16 protein-coding genes are annotated in these 17,292 nt (G+C 50.7%); 5 read left to right on the forward strand and 11 right to left on the reverse strand.

Annotated features, from left to right (window positions below; all coding sequences use genetic code 11):
• Positions 1 to 64: 64 nt before the first annotated feature.
• Both DWW13_RS05580 and DWW13_RS05585 read right to left on the reverse strand, forming a co-directional pair.
• Positions 65 to 2,014 (reverse strand): fructose-1,6-bisphosphatase, encoded by a 1,950-nt coding sequence (locus tag DWW13_RS05580; RefSeq protein WP_118719518.1) that lies wholly within the window; start codon positions 2,012 to 2,014, stop codon positions 65 to 67.
• Positions 2,015 to 2,042: 28 nt separating this feature from the next.
• Positions 2,043 to 2,498, reverse strand: coding sequence for a putative ABC transporter permease (locus DWW13_RS05585; RefSeq protein ID WP_022462091.1), 456 nt, complete (start codon positions 2,496 to 2,498; stop codon positions 2,043 to 2,045).
• 149 nt (positions 2,499 to 2,647) lie between these two features.
• On the opposite strand from DWW13_RS05585, the gene DWW13_RS05590 reads away from it, so the two are divergent.
• Both DWW13_RS05590 and DWW13_RS05595 read left to right on the forward strand, forming a co-directional pair.
• Positions 2,648 to 2,875 (forward strand): hypothetical protein, encoded by a 228-nt coding sequence (locus DWW13_RS05590; RefSeq protein ID WP_118719520.1) that lies wholly within the window; start codon positions 2,648 to 2,650, stop codon positions 2,873 to 2,875.
• A 45-nt stretch (positions 2,876 to 2,920) separates the two neighbouring features.
• Positions 2,921 to 3,334: a hypothetical protein gene (locus DWW13_RS05595; protein ID WP_243026046.1), complete on the forward strand. Its 414-nt coding sequence runs from the start codon at positions 2,921 to 2,923 to the stop codon at positions 3,332 to 3,334.
• Between the two features lie 95 nt (positions 3,335 to 3,429).
• Here the strand turns inward: DWW13_RS05595 and DWW13_RS05600 are convergent, their stop codons facing one another.
• The 9 genes from DWW13_RS05600 to DWW13_RS05645 all read right to left on the reverse strand — a co-directional run bounded on the left by DWW13_RS05600 (position 3,430) and on the right by DWW13_RS05645 (position 12,452).
• Positions 3,430 to 4,650 carry an ATP-binding protein gene (locus DWW13_RS05600; protein ID WP_118719522.1) on the reverse strand — a complete coding sequence of 407 codons (1,221 nt, stop codon included), beginning with the start codon at positions 4,648 to 4,650 and terminating at the stop codon, positions 3,430 to 3,432.
• Complete coding sequence (locus DWW13_RS05605) at positions 4,647 to 5,594, reverse strand: glycosyltransferase family 2 protein (protein WP_117509476.1); 948 nt, start codon at positions 5,592 to 5,594, stop codon at positions 4,647 to 4,649. The genes DWW13_RS05600 and DWW13_RS05605 overlap by 4 nt, the downstream gene beginning before the upstream one ends.
• Positions 5,591 to 6,565 carry a 1-aminocyclopropane-1-carboxylate deaminase/D-cysteine desulfhydrase gene (locus DWW13_RS05610; RefSeq protein ID WP_118700134.1) on the reverse strand — a complete coding sequence of 325 codons (975 nt, stop codon included), beginning with the start codon at positions 6,563 to 6,565 and terminating at the stop codon, positions 5,591 to 5,593. The genes DWW13_RS05605 and DWW13_RS05610 overlap by 4 nt, the downstream gene beginning before the upstream one ends.
• Before the next feature lie 359 nt (positions 6,566 to 6,924).
• Complete coding sequence (locus DWW13_RS05620; protein ID WP_243026048.1) at positions 6,925 to 8,043, reverse strand: M20/M25/M40 family metallo-hydrolase; 1,119 nt, start codon at positions 8,041 to 8,043, stop codon at positions 6,925 to 6,927.
• 35 nt (positions 8,044 to 8,078) lie between these two features.
• Positions 8,079 to 8,837: an amino acid ABC transporter ATP-binding protein gene (locus DWW13_RS05625; protein ID WP_022462084.1), complete on the reverse strand. Its 759-nt coding sequence runs from the start codon at positions 8,835 to 8,837 to the stop codon at positions 8,079 to 8,081.
• Positions 8,824 to 9,576: an amino acid ABC transporter permease gene (locus DWW13_RS05630; protein WP_022462083.1), complete on the reverse strand. Its 753-nt coding sequence runs from the start codon at positions 9,574 to 9,576 to the stop codon at positions 8,824 to 8,826. Before DWW13_RS05630 ends, DWW13_RS05625 begins: the two co-directional genes overlap by 14 nt.
• Positions 9,577 to 9,591: 15 nt before the next feature.
• A complete protein-coding gene (locus DWW13_RS05635; RefSeq protein ID WP_117761086.1) occupies positions 9,592 to 10,092 on the reverse strand; it encodes a GNAT family N-acetyltransferase in 501 nt (166 codons plus the stop codon).
• A 95-nt stretch (positions 10,093 to 10,187) separates the two neighbouring features.
• The gene (locus DWW13_RS05640; RefSeq protein ID WP_117761084.1) at positions 10,188 to 11,111 is read right to left on the reverse strand and encodes a transporter substrate-binding domain-containing protein; all 924 of its coding nucleotides are present in this window, start codon (positions 11,109 to 11,111) and stop codon (positions 10,188 to 10,190) included.
• A 102-nt stretch (positions 11,112 to 11,213) separates the two neighbouring features.
• Complete coding sequence (locus DWW13_RS05645) at positions 11,214 to 12,452, reverse strand: glutathione S-transferase C-terminal domain-containing protein (RefSeq protein WP_117761082.1); 1,239 nt, start codon at positions 12,450 to 12,452, stop codon at positions 11,214 to 11,216.
• Between the two features lie 677 nt (positions 12,453 to 13,129).
• On the opposite strand from DWW13_RS05645, the gene uxuA reads away from it, so the two are divergent.
• Genes uxuA through uxaC form a run of 3 tightly spaced genes read left to right on the forward strand, consistent with a single transcriptional unit; the run spans position 13,130 to position 17,268 of the window.
• A complete protein-coding gene (uxuA, locus tag DWW13_RS05655; RefSeq protein WP_117761078.1) occupies positions 13,130 to 14,206 on the forward strand; it encodes a mannonate dehydratase in 1,077 nt (358 codons plus the stop codon).
• A 15-nt stretch (positions 14,207 to 14,221) separates the two neighbouring features.
• A complete protein-coding gene (locus DWW13_RS05660) occupies positions 14,222 to 15,856 on the forward strand; it encodes a mannitol dehydrogenase family protein (protein ID WP_117761076.1) in 1,635 nt (544 codons plus the stop codon).
• Positions 15,857 to 15,873: 17 nt separating this feature from the next.
• Complete coding sequence (uxaC, locus tag DWW13_RS05665) at positions 15,874 to 17,268, forward strand: glucuronate isomerase (protein ID WP_117761074.1); 1,395 nt, start codon at positions 15,874 to 15,876, stop codon at positions 17,266 to 17,268.
• Positions 17,269 to 17,292: the final 24 nt, after the last annotated feature.

The following is a 17,292-nucleotide window of genomic DNA, read 5'->3' on the forward strand; positions in this document are numbered from 1 at the left end:
GTGTTTCCATCTGCGCACACTGTTTTGATTATACCATTTTCCGGCGCAGTTGAAAACCCTTGATTTAAAGAAGCTCTTTTAACTGAGCCGTGCGGTACGCCTCGATCAGTTCCTTTAATTCACGGATGCGCTGCCGGATCTGCCGTCCCTGATCCGTATCGCCGACTAACTGGCGCTTCATGTTGTACCGCACCGCCACCTGGCGGGAGACAATATCCTTCTCCTCCCGGATTGCTTTTTCCGTCGATTCAAACGGCTCGTGCGCGGTGAGGCTGAGGCCGTACGAGTTGTAAATCAGCGTGTAACCCGCGATGCCGGTTTCTTTGTGGTACGCCCTGCAGAAGCCGCCGTCGATGATCAGCACCTTGCCGCCGCATTTGACCGGGCTTTCACCGGCACTCTGGTGTACCGGGACGTGGCCGTTGATAATATGTACATTTTCACCGGCAAGCCCGAACTCCTGTAAGATCCGGTCCGCCGTCTCCTCTTTCTCGATCAGACGGTAATACGCGTTTTTCACCTCGGTCCAGGTCTCTTTTTCTGCGAGGAAATACCGCTCAAATGTTGTCATCTTGTCGCGGCCGTACAGCGGGGAATTCGGCGCGGTCCACAGATACCACAGCGTATTGCGGCCCTGCTCCCGTTTTTTCGGATCGCGGCTTACAAATGCGCGGCGCACGTTGTGCTCGAGGATATCGTACAGTGCTTTTCCCTTGTATTTCTTTCCGTCGACCTGTACCTCTTTTAAGGTGCCGTCCTCATTCATCGGCATGCAGCCGTGGTACAGCAGATTTCCATTGTAGACGCGGTAGAGGCTTCCTTTTTTGAGCAGGAAATCGACGTGCGCCTGCAGTTTTTCGCTGTTTCGGAAGGCGAAGATCAGCTTATCGAGCACTTCTGCCTCTTTTTCTGTCAGCTCATCCGGATGCGCCGGGTCGATCGTCGGAAAGCTCTTGTCGCGCAGAGCATACGTTTTCTCCCCAATCGTCACCGTTCCGTTCTGGTAATCGATCTTTTCCAGCAGACGGCGGTTTTCCATGCCGTACTCCGGGTTCTCACGGATCAGACGGTTCTCGAGCTTTAACTGCATTACGGTGATGGCCTTGTGCATGCGGCGCTCCAGCATCTGCTGGGAATTTCCGCTGTCCTCGCCGCCTTTTGCGGCAAAGCATTCGCACGGATCATCGCCGTACGTCTCGAGAGCAAAGGTGGCAAGCGGAAGCATATTGATGCCGTAGCCGTCCTCCAGCACATCGAGATTGCCGTAGTGGAGGCAGATGCGGATCGTGCTGGCCACGCACGCCGGCTGGCCGGTCGCAGCGCCCATCCAGAGCACATCGTGGTTGCCCCACTGGATATCAAGGGAATGGTAATTCATCAGGCAGTCCATGATTTTATACGGCTCCGGACCGCGGTCAAAGATGTCGCCGATGATGTGGAGATGATCAACAACGAGCCGCTGAATCAGCTCTGCCACGGCGATGATGAAGTTTTCGGCGCTGCCGATTTCGAGGATGGTCTGGATGATCGCCTCGTAGTATGCTTCTTTGTCGAGCACCTCCGGCTTTTCAGTGATCAGCTCCTCGATGATATAGCCATAATCCGCCGGCAGGGCTTTCCGCACTTTGGCACGGGTGTATTTGGAAGAAACGATTTTGCAGACGTCGATCAGGCGGTACAGCATGACCTTGTACCAGTCATTGATGTCCTCCTGCTGCTTTTTCTCCATCTCCAGGCGCTCTCTCGGGTAATAGATAAGGGTTGCAAGCGCACGTTTTTCCGAAATGCCGAGCGTGTGGCCGAAGACATCGTCAATCTTCTTTCGCACGGCACCGGAACCGTTGCGGAGTACATGAGAAAAGGCTTCGTATTCGCCATGAATATCCGAAAGGAAATGCTCCGTGCCTTTGGGAAGGTTGATAACGGACTGCAGATTGATGATTTCGGTCGCTGCTTTTTCGATGGTCGGGTACAATTCTGCGAGATATTCCAGATAATTTTTTTCGTTTTCCATGAGTACCTCCTGCCTGGGTTGTTTTTTCTTATTTTATAACGAACTCACCCTCGGCACAACCCTTTTTCTTCTTTCGATACATCGGGTGCGTCCCCTCGTGGAAAATATAATAGCTCACATAATCTGTGAGAAAAATTCCCACTGCCGAGAGCAGATACCAGATCCCGAAAAACCACGGGCAGATCAGCCCATCGCAGAAGGAAAACGGCAGCGCACTGTAGTCCCACATACGGTAATGCAGCACCCGCAGGGAAAACATTCCCGAATACAGTTCGATGGCCGTGATCAGAACCGCAGATACCATCATCTGAAACGCCAGCGGAAAGCGGCGCAGCCCGGCGTCTTCCAGCATTCCGATTCCTGCAAGGGACAGTCCTCCGGCAATGCCCATCAGGCGGAAGCTGTAACCGCGGTAGGTGACTTCGATGGCAATATAAATGCAGTAGCCCAAAAGAAAAAACAGCAGATACTTCTTCGCTTTCATTCGTTTTTCTCCCATTCTAATTGAGAATCTTTTCTATATTCCCAGTATCTCTGTCTTTTCTCTTTTTATCCGCTTGCATTTTTTCTTTTCCATGTTACAATACTTTCATGTTTCGAAAGAAGTTTTGAATAGAAAGGACAGAAAAAAGAATGGCATTTAACCCAATGAAGTTAATAGAATTAAAAAATCTGAGAGACCGTTTCGCCCAAAACCACCCGAAGTTCGTAAAATTCATGAGCGATCTCGCATCCTCGCAGATCGAGGAGGGAACGATTCTCGAAGTCACGGTGAAAAAACCGGACGGCCGAACGATGGTTTCCAATATCAAGGTGACTGCTTCGGATCTTGAAATGCTGCAGGCAATCAAACAGATGTAACATATTTTTCGTGGCAAAAAGCCGCTTTCGACGAGCGGCAGGCTTTTGGACACACGATATTCCTCGAGATACTGCGTCACCGTCTTTCCCGTCATTTTCCGGAAGCGGCGGCAGCAGACCTCGCGGGACAGATGCACTTGCTCACCAAGCTTTTCGAGCGAAATCACGGATTCTTACCATTACTCCGATGCATTCCTGACGATCGAAGCGCCGTTCTACTTCCTGCTCGGCCTTCTCGCCGTCTACCGCACCTCGATTCAGAGTATGCAGAACGGACGCGCACCGTTTGCCGCATGCATGATCGAGCTTGTGATGCGTCTTGCTGCTACCGTCTGGCTGTCACGCTTCTTAGGCTACACTGCCGTCTGCATCGCAAGCCCGCTTGCCTGGTTCGGTGCGGTTGCACTGCTGATTCCAGTCTACTATCGGATGATGATGAAGCCTGTAAAAACAGTGTAATCAAAATTGGTCCACCGGATATTGATATGCCTGGCAACGCAAAACCCGGAATCCTTTCGCTCCTCTTCTGAGGTCTTGAAAAGATTCCGGGTTTTTTATTTTGCTGTTTTCTCTTCCCAGATTGTCTCCAGATTTTTTCCATCAATCCAGATACAGCGGTACACCCGCTTCATCTGCTCATCCAGTTCCGCTTCCCGGTCCGTCTTTACAATCACATGGCCGATCCGGTCAGTTCCATCTGCCATGGCAGAAACTTCATGCCCCTCCGGATAATCCAGGACAAGCTCCAGCCCTTCCTGACGCAGACGTTCGACCTGATCCCGGTCGATTTGTGTGATGGTTCCGCTTACCGGACTCAGCAGCAGTTTTGCCATGCACGGGCAGCTTTCCGTCTGCTGAAAATCCGTTTCTTCCCCGAGTGCGCTTTTGATCATCTGCTCATAAAAATCAAATCCGTAATACGTTGAAATCAGTTCCGGAATGCAGGTTGCCCCGGTTCTTCCGCCCATTTCAATGATCCAGACCTTCTCTCCGTCCACAAAGACATCCGCATTGACGGAGCACTGATCGGCACCGGATGCGGTGACGGCCAGCTGCATCTGGCGGGCAATTTCTTCCCGCAGTGCCCCGCTGCATCCATACGGAAATGCGTGGCCGACCGGAACGGTCGTGTGTGCACCGCGGTATACAAATTTCGTGTGCGGTGCCAGAAAGACCAGTTTGTGGTTCTGCACAAATCCATCCACGCCGATCTCCGTTCCGCGGAGGAATTTTTCAACCAGCACATAATCTCTTGCCGAACCGTTTCTCGCATTTTCATACGCTTCTTCGATCTGTCCGGAATGCTCCACCACGGTAATTCCGCGGCTTCCTGAACTGTCCACCCGTTTTACGACAACCGGGTATCCAAGCTGTTCTGCGGCTTTTTGTGCCTCCTCTGCGCTTCTTACCCGCATCCCGTCTGCCGCGGAAACGCCGCCCTGCCGGAATGCGTCTTTCATCTTTGCCTTATCGGTCAGAATTTCCGCCGCCTCACACGGAATGCCGGACAGATGCATCTTTTCACAGACATAGCCGATTGTGCTGACGGCCACATCGGTTCCCGATGTACAGATTCCGTCGATCTGTTCTTTTTCCGCCGCCGCAAGAATCGCTTCTTTATCCCGCGTATTCAGTTCATAAATTTTATCTGCAAGTGCAAACCCCGGATAATCGCCGGGAATACTCACTACGATCGTGTAAAGACCCATTCTGCGTGCAGTCCGGATCAGCGGCACCTGGTAAATACCAGCACCTAAAATCATGATTTTTTTCACTTTTTTTCTTCCTCATCAGATACGTTAATGGTTTCCCGCACAATATACTGCGGCGTGCGGTTCAGAATCAGAATCATCTTTCCGAGGTATTCTCCGATGATGCCGAGCACCATCAGAATCAATCCGGAAAAAACAACGATGGCGCAGATCGTCGAAGACCAGCCAACCATCACGGTCGGATTGATGAGCTTTCGGATGGCAATCATGATGGCTGCCAGAAAACCGCCGGCCGCAGAAACTCCGCCGAGAACGGACGATATGCGAAGCGGAATTACAGAATAGTTCCAGTAGGCAAGCCACAATTTGATCAGTTTCTTTAACGTATAGTTGGAAGTTCCCACTGCACGTTTGAAATGCTCCACCTCTACATTTCCGATTTTGTGTGTCGTGCGGTAGAAAATGCCGTCAATATAGGGATTGAAGCTGTCGTATTTTACCACCTCGTCCTTGATCTGGCGGGTAATCATCCAGAAATTGCTGGAAACGATGTCTTTTGGCCGTCCGAGAAGAATCCGGGAGGAAACTTCGTTCAGTTTGCTGGTGACATTTTTCAGGAACGAATTTTTTCGTTTCGGATAGCAGCCGTAAACCAGATCGTATCCTTCTTCCATCTTGTGGATCAGTTTGCTGATCTGGGACGGATGTGTCTGCATGTCATCGTCCATGCCGAGAATAAAGTCTCCTTCGGTGTAGTGGAGTGCCGCCATCAGCGCATTGTGCTGGCCGAAATTGCGCAGCAGGTTGATGCCCTTGACATTCTGATACTGCTCACCGAGCTTCTTGATCTCCCCATACGTATTGTCTTTCGGGGAACCGTCGTTCACCAGGACAAATTCGCAGTCATATCCGTCCATTTTCTTGAATTCTTCCATCACCATCTCTACAACTTTCCGGATCGTTGCCTCGGAATTGTAGCATGGGATGACTATTGAAATCAGTTTCATTTTTTTCCTCCATCGGTATCGTTCAGAATGCAGTCATAGAACAGCGGCGTGCCTCCGGTATGGATAAAAAGCACATCGCAGTCCTGTAACTGATGTTCTTCTATGTACTGCTTCATTCCCCAGAATGCCTTTCCGGTGTACGTCGGATCCAGCGGAAGGCCGTTCCGGCAGAACTCTTCCCGGATCACCTGTAAAATCCGCTCATCGTACTGGCCGTATCCGCCCTGGCGGTATCCCATTTCCAGATGAAGTTCACTCTCCCATCCTTCCGGCAGCACGAGATGATTCTTCGCAAAATAATCGGAAATGCCGCTCTCCATGATGCGGATGGCTCGGTCGTACTCGCGGGATGAAATCGAAAGGCCGATGATCTGCTCCGTTCCCTGCTCGAGCAATTTTCCGCTTACCAGGCCGCACTGGGTCGAGCCGGTTCCGGATGCCGCAAAGATATGAGAAAAAGAAATATTCTGTTCTTTCTCCCACGCAAGAATCTCGCGGTAGCCGTCCACGTAGGCCTGTACCGGTGTGCCTTCATTGCCCGTTCCGAATTTATCCCCGAAAATATAATATGGGTGATATCCCTCTTCTGTCAAACGGTTCATCGTCTGCTCGACGGTCTGTGCAATCTCCGTTTTTCTGCACGGAATGACTTCGGCTCCGAGCCATTTCATCAGACGGCTGTTGTTGGTTTCGATCGGTTGTTCCTCGTTTTCTTCGGAAGAACAGATCATATAACATGGAATTTTCTCGGCACAGCACAGATTGGCCAGCACGCGGCAGAGGTTGGATCTGCTGTTTCCGTAGATGATCATGCAGTCTTTGTTTTTCTCCTGCATATCCTGGAAAAAGGCGCGTCCGATCCGCACTTTATTTCCGCCCAGGGAAAACGGGAGAAGATCCTCTCTCTTGCAGTACAGTCGGACATTTCTGTCGTTTGGAAATTCCAGTTTCTGAATTGGTGTATGTATCATTGTTTTTCCTCTTTTATTCTTGTTTCAACTCACAGTCGGTATTTTCACGGAGTCTGACATGTCGAAAATAGTTCGACTGTGACTTGCCTCATGTCAGTGGAGGATACCGATTTTTCTCCGCCCGCCACTGCCGTTATGTTTCTTTTAACAATTCATCCCACCGCTTTAGAAGCGGGGGACTTCTTGTCTACTGGTGTTAAATTCCGGCATGCACCGGAAGCTTTTCCCTATTATAGACTATTTTTCTCTGCGTGGCAAGCCGTGCCGGAAACAGGAAAAGCCCGCCGGTTTTTGTTTTCACATCTGCCGGCGGGCTTTGGGGATTTTTTACGTATTCTGTTTTTTCGTCCGGGATCTGTTCAGGCTTCCTGCGGTGCGGCAAGATTGGCCACAATCCGCGCCACCTGGGCTATCTCCGGAATTTTTGTGTACTCGGCGCAGCTGTGTACCTGATTCATCGAGGTTGCGATGACAAGCCCTTCGATGCCGTGCTGTGCAAAGACGTTGTTGTCGCTGCCGCCGAAAGTTTTTTCGAATGCAGCGGTCAGGCCTTCTTCTGCAACGGCGCTCTCGTAATGCCTTGCGGCATCGCTTGTCAGCGGCGTCTCATACGCATGGATATTCAGTTTTTCTTCCCAGACCAGCTTCGCACCAATCTTCTCTGCTTCCTGCTGGAAGATTCTGTGATATGTTTCCAGAAGCTCCATGGCCGTCTCGTGGTTCAGGCTTCGAATTTCGCCTTCGATCACGCAGCTTTCCGAAACAATGTTGGTACCGGAGCCGCCGCCGATTTTTCCGATGTTGGCAGTGGTGCTTTCATCCACGTGGCCCTGCGGAAGCTGTGCGATTGCGCGGGCGGCCGCCTGGATGCTGTTGATGCCGTCCTCCGGGTGGAAACCGGCGTGGGCGGCTTTTCCCTGGATTTTCGCCGCGAAGGAAACGAGTGTCGGTGCCGCGTAGGCGGCTGCACCGATCGCGCCGCTTAAATCCAGAACGTATGCTTCTTTTGCCTGCACCTGGCTGTAGTCGAAGGCATTTGCGCCTTTGCAGTACAGCTCCTCACCAGTCGAGATCAGAATTTCGATCGGGCGGTACGGTGTTTTGGTCTCGATGAGGTGGCGGACAGCTTCATAGATGGCTGTCACACCGGCGAGGTCGTCGGCGCCAAGAACTGTCGTGCCGTCGCTCGTTACGGTTCCATCCTCATGGGAGACGGCTTTTTTGCCTTTTGCAGGCTCAACAGTGTCCATGTGGGCCGCAAAGAGAACCGGGGCTCCTGCAAGGCTGCCCGGAATGCGCGCGAACAGATTGCCCGCATTGGAGCCGGTCTGCTCCTGCGTATGATCTTCTGTAAGCGTAACCCCGATTTCGGCGAATTTTATTTTTAAGGTGTCCGCCATCTCGCGCTCCTCTAAGGACGGCGAATCGATAGATACCAGCTCCGCAAAAAAATCAGCAATTCTTTTCTCATCTATCATAATCTTTTCTCCTACTCTTTGGCTGTGTCCGCAATTTAAATAACATACTCAGGCTGCGCCATAATATGCATCTTGCTGAAGAACTCCCGTGTTCTCTGATTCTGCGGATGCTCGAATACTTCTTTCGGTGTTCCGTCTTCTACTACGTGTCCTTTATCAAGGAAGATCACACGGTTCGACACATGGCGGATAAAGTTCATCTCATGGGAAACCAGAAGCATTGTATATCCCTGTGCCGCAACTTTTTTAATAACATCCAGAACCTCTCCAACCAGCTCCGGGTCAAGGGCTGAAGTCGGCTCGTCGAGCAGCAGAATCTGCGGTTTCATGGCGAGGGCTCTTGCGAGCGCCACCCTCTGCTGCTGTCCGCCGGACATATGTTTCGGATAATGGTTTGCCCATTTCTCCATGCCGACCAGTTTCAGTTCTTCTAATGCAATGGCTCTGGCCTCGTCTTTTTTCATCTTCTTGACAACAATCAGGCCTTCCATCACATTTTCCAGTGCGGTTTTCTTCTCAAACAGATTGAACCGCTGAAACACCATTCCTGTGTTCTGTCTTAAATACAGAAGCTCTTTCGGTTTCCGCTCGGAAAGGCCGATCACCTTGTCCCCGATCGTCACCGTTCCCTTCTCCGGTGTCTCAAGGCGGTTGACGCAGCGCAGAAGCGTTGATTTTCCGGTTCCGGAAGGACCGATGATTCCCACAACATCGCCCTGTTTGATCTCGAGGCTGATGTCGTCGAGCACCACGTTGTCGTTATATTTTTTTGATAAATGATCAATTTTTATCATTTTTCTTACCCTCCCCGTTTGCGGACGCCAGCTCTACCTGGTCCGGAATCCGGATTTTATTTTCAATTACGCGGATGATCTGCTCGATCACCAGCGTTACCAGCCAGTAAATGATGGCCAGTGAAACGTAAACTTCAAAGTAGCGATACGTTCTTCCTCCAATAATCTGGCCCTGTGCGGTAATCTCGACAACGGCGCAGGTAAAAGCAAGAGACGTTCCTTTGATGATACTGATAAAAGAGTTTCCAAGGGTCGGAAGCGCAACCTCAAAGGCCTCCGGCAGAATGATGCGGCGCAGTGTCTGCGGATACGTCATGCCGAGTGCATGTGCTGCTTCGATCTGGCCCGGGTCAACGGACTGCAGAGCCGAACGGATAATCTCAGCCATAAAGCCCGACTGGTTCAGTCCCAGAGCGATCATCGCATAGACGAAACCGGAAATATTGGCAACCGCCAGATTCGTTCCGAACTGCTGGTTGATTGCCTTGAACATCATGGGAATACCAAAGAACGCAACGTACAGCTGTACGATGACCGGCGTGCCGCGGAGCAGTGAAATCAGAAGATTCGTAATCTGCGTCAGCACTCTGATTTTTTTCATTTTGATGATCGCCATCACAAGTCCCAGTCCCAGTCCGATCAGCATAGAAACCACGGCCAGTTCCAGCGTGATCGGCAGCTTTGTCAGCAATTCTGGTATGGATGAAAATACCAGTGAAACGTCAAATAATTTTCCCATGATTTTTGTCCTCTCTTACACGTATTTTTCTACCAGTACACAGGTAAAGCCAAGATTTTTCTTCGGCTTTTTCGGCTCTTCGTCTTTCTTCAGTGCATGGTGGTCGTATACCGACAGGTCAGCGTCCGGATTCAGTTTGTAGCCTAATTTCTCATAAAAGCCTGCGGCGCGGTCCTGGCTCGTGATGACGATGTGATCGACACCGTATTCTTTCAGCCATTTCTCAGCGGCTTCGATCAGTACGCGGCCGTATCCGCTTTTCTGTTTTTCTCTGACAACACAGACACGCTCGATTTTTCCTGTCTTTTCCGCCGGAAATGCGATGCGGCAGCCGGCTACCGGCTTGTGATCTTCTGTCAGCAGAATCGCCTGCAGATCATCTTTGCTCTCGTCCTGTCCGAATTCCAGTTCAATCGGAATGTTCTGTCCCAAGCAGAACGCATCGGTTCTGACGTAATCATATGCTTTGTATTTCCACTCTTCGCTTCCCTTTTCTACCCGGTAAATTTCTGCCATGTTTTTCGCTCCTTTTAGAATCGGGAAACGGATGTTCTCGATCCGCTTCCCGTCTGTTTTGTAATCTCTTCTGTTCTTATTTCGAAAACGATATTCTAGTTTGGTGTCTCATCAAAGTATTTCTCGTCCGGGCTGGTGTCCACGCCGAGATACTCGGTTGTGATCTTGGAAAGAGTTCCGTCTCCTTTCATCTCTTTTAAGGCTTTGTCAACATCCTCGCGGAGTGCTGCGCCCTCTTCGTTCTTTCCAAACAGGAAGTAGGTATTGTTCTGCGGGAACAGGAAATCTTCGGTCTCCTCGTCGATCTCGTTTGCTTCCAGCTGACCTTCCAGTCCGAACTGCGGAAGCAGGTTGTCGATGATCGGTCCGTCGTCGATTGCCACATCAGCGGTTCCATCTACGATGTGCTGGTAGCGGACCTGGAAGTTTGCATTGGAATATACGATATTGATCTGGTGATCCGGGTTGTCTGTATTCCATTTTTCCAGTGCATTTGCGGTAAGGCTTCCTGCACTCAGCTCAATTTTGTATCCGCGGTCTGCCAGATCGGTAAGAGAAGTCAGCGGCTCATCGCCGGTTCTCTGAATGTATTCGTTGAAGCTGGTTTTATATGGTAAAGAGAAGTAGTAGGATTCTGCTCTCTCATCGGTATATCCATAGTTGTTGACTGCGATGTCGTACTGACCGCTTAGCACACCCTGCAGTGCATCTGCCTGCTCAATTTTCAGTTCATACTGCGGAAGGCGGTTGAACACTTCTTTTACGATATCGATATCGACACCGGTCAGCTCGTTGTCATCATTTACGTAAAAGTACGGTGCCAGTGTGCCGCTTGTTACAGCTTTGATCACTTTTTTCTCACCGGAATCCGATGCGGAGCTGCCTTCTGCGGAAGATGATGCTGCGGAACCGCTGCTGCTTCCTGCATTTGCTGATGCATTGCTTCCACATCCTGCAAAACTTGCTGCCAAAAGGCCAGCCGCTGCCAATACTGCCCAGAATTTCTTTGTCTTTTTCATAATAAAATCCTCCTCATTTTCTCGTTCTTTTCAGTTCCGGCCGCACCCCGGCTGCCTGAGAGTGTTCTACCAGAGCGCTCCGGATTCTTCTGTCTTATCTCTTTATAAAAGTCCTTTCAGCGGATTAATCGATGCATCCACGGAAAGTACGCCGTTCTTCGGGTTTCTGTCTTCCCATTTCGGGCTGTTCCAGATGGTTTTTGAGATTTCTCCTGCGTAATCCTCGTAGGTCTCTCCCTCCGGATGGCGAAGGAATACTTCATCCGGTGTTTTGCTGAGTGTTCTTCTCGATCCATCGTCTGCCATCAGCTTCTCGAAATCTACTTTTGCAAGGATTCGTTCGTTGTATCCGCGGAAGAGAACCTCGCCTAATTTCTTTCCAGGTCTCGAAAGTGCCAGCACCTGCGGATCGCTTCCGTGACGGAAGGCCGGGATCGCATACAGCTCTTTTAAGTAGCCCCAGATATTTTTGTAATCACGAATCGGTTTCTTCACCGGTCCTACGTTGTGGAAGTAGCTGACATCCCAACGGATCAGAGTGACGTAAGCGCGGACATCGCTGTCGGTGATGTAGTCGCCGAACAGGAAACGGTTCGTCTCCAGCCGTTTGTCCAGCTTATCGAGGGATTCATAGAAATCTTCGTATGCCTCATCGTATGCTTCCGGTGACTGGCAGAATGCCATGCGGTAATGGCCGTTGTTGATATGCGGGAAGAGCCAGTCGTTAAACTCATCGATCTCTTTCCGGAATTTTTTCGGGTACAGGTCCGGCGCATCTTTTGGCTGGAATGGACGGAACTGCACTTCGAGATAGTTCGTAAGGCGGTGATAATCGTTGTTCACAGCCTTTTTCTCTTTGACATCCACCAGGGTCGGTGTCGTTGCTCTTCCTTTGAAGTCCGGGTTTGCTCTTTTATAGAACTCACTTAAGAAGTAAGCGCCTGTCGCCGGATCCTTGAAATCCGGATACTGTCCGAATGCATGTCCGTAACGGTTTGTCTCGCCGGATGGAGAAACTCTCGTCTCCGAGATCACATCCTGCAGTCCTAAAAGCTCCCGCACGATGATCGGACGGTTGGACCAGTTGCATCCGGTTGCCCAGTAGATCCCGAAGCGGTTTGCTTCTGCTTTCAGGCCGCCTTCTTTATCGCCGAATGGCTGGATAAATGCATTTGGCTGACGGATGAAAGCGCCGCGCTCATCGATCTCTACAAGGGTTTCATTTGGTCTTGGGTCTACTCCGACTTCTGCTGCAAACTGTTCTGCCAGTGCATCTGTGTATTTGATTTCTTCGGTTTCTTTATTTTCAACTGGGGTGAAGCTGCATCCGCATCCGCTCATGTTTTTGTCCTCCGTTTTCTATGTCTGTTTATTATCTATTCTTATGTTGTTCATTCGCATTTCTTTTAAAAAAGGTTAAAAAAATAGCAGGCATTCGTTCCGGCCTGCCCGCACATGCAATTTCTGCTATGCTTTTTCTGCCTGCGAATGTTTCTTATTTTTCTTTATTCTGATTGGAGCTGCAGCAACAGCAACAACACATCTCCATCATTCTGTTCTCCTGCATTCGTCTGTTGTCTGTTTTTTTCATTTGCTGTTCTCCTTTCCTACTAAGTCGATATGTTTAATGTGTTTCTCGATTACATGGCATATTATAATGCATATTTTTTCTATGTGCAACCCCTAAAACGCCTTTTGGTAATTGTTATTTCGATGAATCGATTATAGGTTTTTCCTATTGGTTAGTCATACCAGAAAGATATTACTTATCACACCTGTAGGCTGATTTTGCTTTTTCCCGGCCAACCGCCGCAACTTTTGCAATGTGCTCAACAATTCTTGCCATGGCTTTTTTCTTAAGAAACGATACAATAAAAAGCAAAGAACACCACTTGCAAAATACAATGTACTCTCGGAATCTTTCTGTGCTTGTTTTTGTGAGATGATTTCCGCCAGCTGCAAAGGCAAGTGCAGAAAGATTCCGAGAGTACATTACAAAATAAAGGAGAGTTTTTCTTATGGAAATGACATTTCGCTGGTATGGTTCCAAATTTGATACCGTTACCTTAGAGCAGATCCGCCAGATTCCGGGCGTAACCGGAGTCATCACAACTCTGTACGACACTACCCCGGGCGAGGTGTGGACACGCGAAGCGATTCACGCGTTAAAAGAAGAGGTTGAGGCCTCTGGACTTCACATCTCCGGCATCGAGAGCGTCAACATCCACGACGCCATCAAAATCGGCAGCCCGGACCGTGAGCAGTACATCGATAATTATATTGAAACGTTAAAGCACCTCGGCAAGGAAGACATTCACCTTGTCTGCTATAACTTCATGCCGGTCTTCGACTGGACCAGAACAGAACTCGCACGCGTCCGTCCGGACGGCTCGACCGTACTTGCCTACAAACAGTCCGCCGTAGACGCACTTGTTCCGGAAAAAATGTTTGAATCTATCGCAGGTGATGCAAACGGCGCAATTCTTCCCGGCTGGGAGCCGGAGCGCATGGCAAAAGTGAAAGAGCTCTTTGACGCTTACCGCGATGTGGATGATGAGAAACTGTTTGCCAACCTCAAATACTTCCTCGAACGCATCATGCCGGTCTGCAACGAGTACGACATCAAAATGGCCATTCACCCGGACGACCCGGCATGGAGTGTCTTCGGTCTTCCGAGAATCATCATTAATAGAGAAAACATTCTGCGCATGATGAAGATGGTCGATGACCCGCACAACGGCGTGACCTTCTGCTCTGGCTCCTACGGAACGAACCTGGAGAACGATCTGCCGGATATGATCCGTTCCTTAAAGGGCCGCATCCACTTCGCTCACGTCCGCAATCTGAAATTCCACAGCCAGCAGGATTTCGAGGAGGCCGCACACCTTTCCTCTGACGGCAGCTTCGATATATATGAGATCATGAAAGCGCTGTACGACATCGGCTTTGACGGCCCGATCCGCCCGGACCACGGACGTATGATCTGGGGCGAGAAGGCAATGCCGGGCTATGGACTGTATGACCGCGCACTCGGCGCGACTTATTTAAACGGACTCTGGGAAGCTATTGACAAGAGTCACAAACGTGGAATTTAAAGGAGGTTTTTACTGATGTCTCTTAACTTAACAGCTGCCGGACTGGCAGATCAAAAAGCGTGGGAAGCCGCAGGCTATGCGCTTCCATCCTATGACCGCGAAGCAATGATCACCCGCACGAAAGAATCTCCGTGCTGGGTGCATTTCGGAGCCGGAAATATTTTCCGTGCCTTCCAGGCAAATACAGCACAGGAACTGCTGAACAACGGTACCTTTGACCGCGGTGTCATCGTTGCGGAGGGCTTCGATACAGAAATCATCCGTGATATGTACCAGCCGCACGATAATTTAAGCATTCTGGTGACCTTAAAAGCCGATGGTTCTGTCGAGAAAACCGTTGTTGGAAGCATCGCAGAATCGCTGGCTGCCGATACGGCGGATTCTCCGGATTTTGCCCGGTTAAAAGAAATCTTTACCAAGGATTCCCTGCAGATGGCGACGTTTACGATCACCGAAAAGGGATATTCCCTGAAAAACGGTGCGGGCGAACTGCTGCCGTCTGTTGCTGCCGATTTTGCTGCCGGACCTTCTTCCGTTACCAGCTATATGGGAAAAGTTGCTTCTCTTTTATATGAAAGATTTCTTGCAGGCGAAAAACCGTTTGCGATGGTCAGCACCGACAACTGCTCCCACAATGGCGAAAAACTTTCCCTTGCCCTGACAGCCTACGCTTCTGCATGGGAAGAAAACAAGCTGGTACAGCCAGGCTTCCTCTCCTATCTGCAGAACCCGGAAAAAGTCAGCTTCCCGTGGACCATGATCGACAAGATCACCCCGCGGCCGGATGGTTCCATCGAAAAGATACTCGAGGAGAACGGCCTCGCTGATGCACAGTCGATCGTCACCTCCCGCCACACCTACGTTGCTCCGTTCGTCAATGCAGAGGAATGCCAGTACCTCGTAGTCGAAGATCATTTCCCGAACGGACGGCCGCCGGTGGAAAAGAGCGGATGGATCTTTACCGACCGGGAAACTGTCAACAAAACAGAGCGCATGAAGGTCTGCACCTGCCTGAACCCGCTACACACCGCACTCGCTGTGTTCGGCTGCCTGCTGGACTATGAACTAATCAGTGAGGAGATGAAAAATCCGGTACTGAAAAAGCTCGTGGAGCGCATCGGATATATCGAAGGACTTCCGGTTGTCACCGATCCTGGTATTCTCTCTCCGAAGCAGTTTATCGATGAAGTGCTGAACATCCGCATCCCGAATCCGTTTATGCCGGATACGCCGCAGCGAATTGCAACCGATACGTCACAGAAGCTGTCGATCCGGTTCGGTGAGACGATCAAATCGTATCTTGCTTCTCCGGAGCTGTCACTCTCGGATCTTCAGGCAATTCCGGCTGTATTTGCGGGATGGCTGCGGTATCTGATGGGCGTGGATGACAACGGCGATGCATTTGATCTGAGCCCGGATCCGCTGCTTGCCACGGTCCGCCCGTATGTGCAGGATCTGAAACTCGGCGCACCGGCTGACCGCGAGACCCTTTCCAAAACTCTGGCTCCGCTGCTCTCCGATGCTTCGATTTTCGGTGTGGATCTGATTTTCGCCGGACTTTCTGACCGTGTACTGGATGCTTTTGTCTCGATGCTTCAGGGACCTGGCGCTGTGGCAGATACGCTTGCTGCTCTGACCGCTCAATTCTAAAGGGGAGGTATTTCCATATGAAACCTTTTATGGACGCTGACTTTCTGCTGCAGACCGATACGGCGAAAACACTGTACCACGAGGCGGCTGAAAAAATGCCCATTTTTGACTATCACAACCATCTGAATCCACAGGAGATTCTCGAAGACCGCCAGATGGAGAATCTGACACGCGTCTGGCTCGGCGGGGATCATTATAAATGGCGTGCCATGCGTGCGATGGGCTTTTCGGAGGATCTGATCACTGGAAACGCCGATGATTACGACAAATATCTGGCGTTTGCCGAGACGATTGAGAACGCGATCGGCAATCCTTTATACCACTGGACACATCTGGAGCTGCAGCGGTACTTCGGCATCACGACACCGCTCTCCCGCGCAACAGCGAAGGAGATCTGGGATGAGGCGAATGCAAAACTGCAGACGAAGGAGTTTACCGTGCGCAATCTGATTCTGAACCAGCATGTGTCGCATCTGTGCACCACCGACGATCCTGCAGATGATCTGCACTGCCATCTGGCATTACAAAAGGAATACTTTGCCTGCCGCGTTCTGCCGTCCTTCCGCCCGGACCGCGCCGTTCATCTCGAAAAGCCGGATTTCCCGGAATACGTGGAAAAGCTTGCCGCTGCCGCCGGCAGGACGATTGCATCCGCAGAGGATATGGTGCATGCCCTCTCCTGCCGCCTCGACTTCTTCCTCTCCGCCGGCTGCGTTGTCAGCGACCACAGCCTTGAGGACTGCTTCTATGTGCCATGCACGGCTGCTGAGGCGAATGATGTATTTGAAAATCGCATGAACGGCGGTGCTCTCACTGAAAAAGAGCTCGGCATGTACAAGGGCTTCCTTCTGACGAACCTCGGACGGCTGTATCATAAGCACAATATCGCCATGCAGCTTCATATCAAAGCACTCCGTAACAACTCGAAGCGGATGTTCCGTGCGCTCGGTGCCGATACCGGCTTTGACAGCATGAACGATTTCGCCTTTGCCCCGATGCTCGGCGCTTTCTTAAACGATATGGACGAGGACGACGCACTGCCGAAAACTGTGCTCTACTCTCTGAACCCGGGCGACAACCCGATGCTTGCAAGCATGGCTGGAAACTTTGCTGCGCCTGGCATCCGCTCGAAAGTGCAGTTCGGTACCGCATGGTGGTTCAACGATCACAAATACGGCATGGAATCCCAGCTTGCGACGCTTTCCAGCATCGGCATGCTCTCCACCTTCATCGGCATGCTGACCGACTCCCGCAGCTTCCTCTCCTTCCCGCGCCACGAATATTTCCGCCGGATTCTCTGCAATCAAATCGGAAACTGGGTGGAAAACGGGGAGTACCCGGCGAACCTGGAGTTTCTGAAAGAGATGGTGGAAAATATCAGCTACAACAATGCGGTTTCGTATTTCCTGTGATTTTCGCATGTCTTATTGACAATT

This window comes from Blautia sp. AF14-40, assembly GCF_003479665.1.
GTDB lineage: Bacteria > Bacillota > Clostridia > Lachnospirales > Lachnospiraceae > Fusicatenibacter > Fusicatenibacter saccharivorans.

What these genes read in the sequence shown, in the direction of transcription:
- DWW13_RS05580 (WP_118719518.1), bottom strand. Translation starts at nt 2,014, where the DNA reads ATGGAAAACGAAAAAAATTATCTGGAATATCTCGCAGAATTGTACCCG.
- DWW13_RS05585 (WP_022462091.1), bottom strand. Translation starts at nt 2,498, where the DNA reads ATGAAAGCGAAGAAGTATCTGCTGTTTTTTCTTTTGGGCTACTGCATT.
- DWW13_RS05590 (WP_118719520.1), top strand. Translation starts at nt 2,648, where the DNA reads ATGGCATTTAACCCAATGAAGTTAATAGAATTAAAAAATCTGAGAGAC.
- DWW13_RS05605 (WP_117509476.1), bottom strand. Translation starts at nt 5,594, where the DNA reads ATGAAACTGATTTCAATAGTCATCCCATGCTACAATTCCGAGGCAACG.
- DWW13_RS05610 (WP_118700134.1), bottom strand. Translation starts at nt 6,565, where the DNA reads ATGATACATACACCAATTCAGAAACTGGAATTTCCAAACGACAGAAAT.
- DWW13_RS05620 (WP_243026048.1), bottom strand. Translation starts at nt 8,043, where the DNA reads ATGATAGATGAGAAAAGAATTGCTGATTTTTTTGCGGAGCTGGTATCT.
- DWW13_RS05625 (WP_022462084.1), bottom strand. Translation starts at nt 8,837, where the DNA reads ATGATAAAAATTGATCATTTATCAAAAAAATATAACGACAACGTGGTG.
- DWW13_RS05630 (WP_022462083.1), bottom strand. Translation starts at nt 9,576, where the DNA reads ATGGGAAAATTATTTGACGTTTCACTGGTATTTTCATCCATACCAGAA.
- DWW13_RS05635 (WP_117761086.1), bottom strand. Translation starts at nt 10,092, where the DNA reads ATGGCAGAAATTTACCGGGTAGAAAAGGGAAGCGAAGAGTGGAAATAC.
- DWW13_RS05640 (WP_117761084.1), bottom strand. Translation starts at nt 11,111, where the DNA reads ATGAAAAAGACAAAGAAATTCTGGGCAGTATTGGCAGCGGCTGGCCTT.
- DWW13_RS05645 (WP_117761082.1), bottom strand. Translation starts at nt 12,452, where the DNA reads ATGAGCGGATGCGGATGCAGCTTCACCCCAGTTGAAAATAAAGAAACC.
- uxuA (WP_117761078.1), top strand. Translation starts at nt 13,130, where the DNA reads ATGGAAATGACATTTCGCTGGTATGGTTCCAAATTTGATACCGTTACC.
- DWW13_RS05660 (WP_117761076.1), top strand. Translation starts at nt 14,222, where the DNA reads ATGTCTCTTAACTTAACAGCTGCCGGACTGGCAGATCAAAAAGCGTGG.
- uxaC (WP_117761074.1), top strand. Translation starts at nt 15,874, where the DNA reads ATGAAACCTTTTATGGACGCTGACTTTCTGCTGCAGACCGATACGGCG.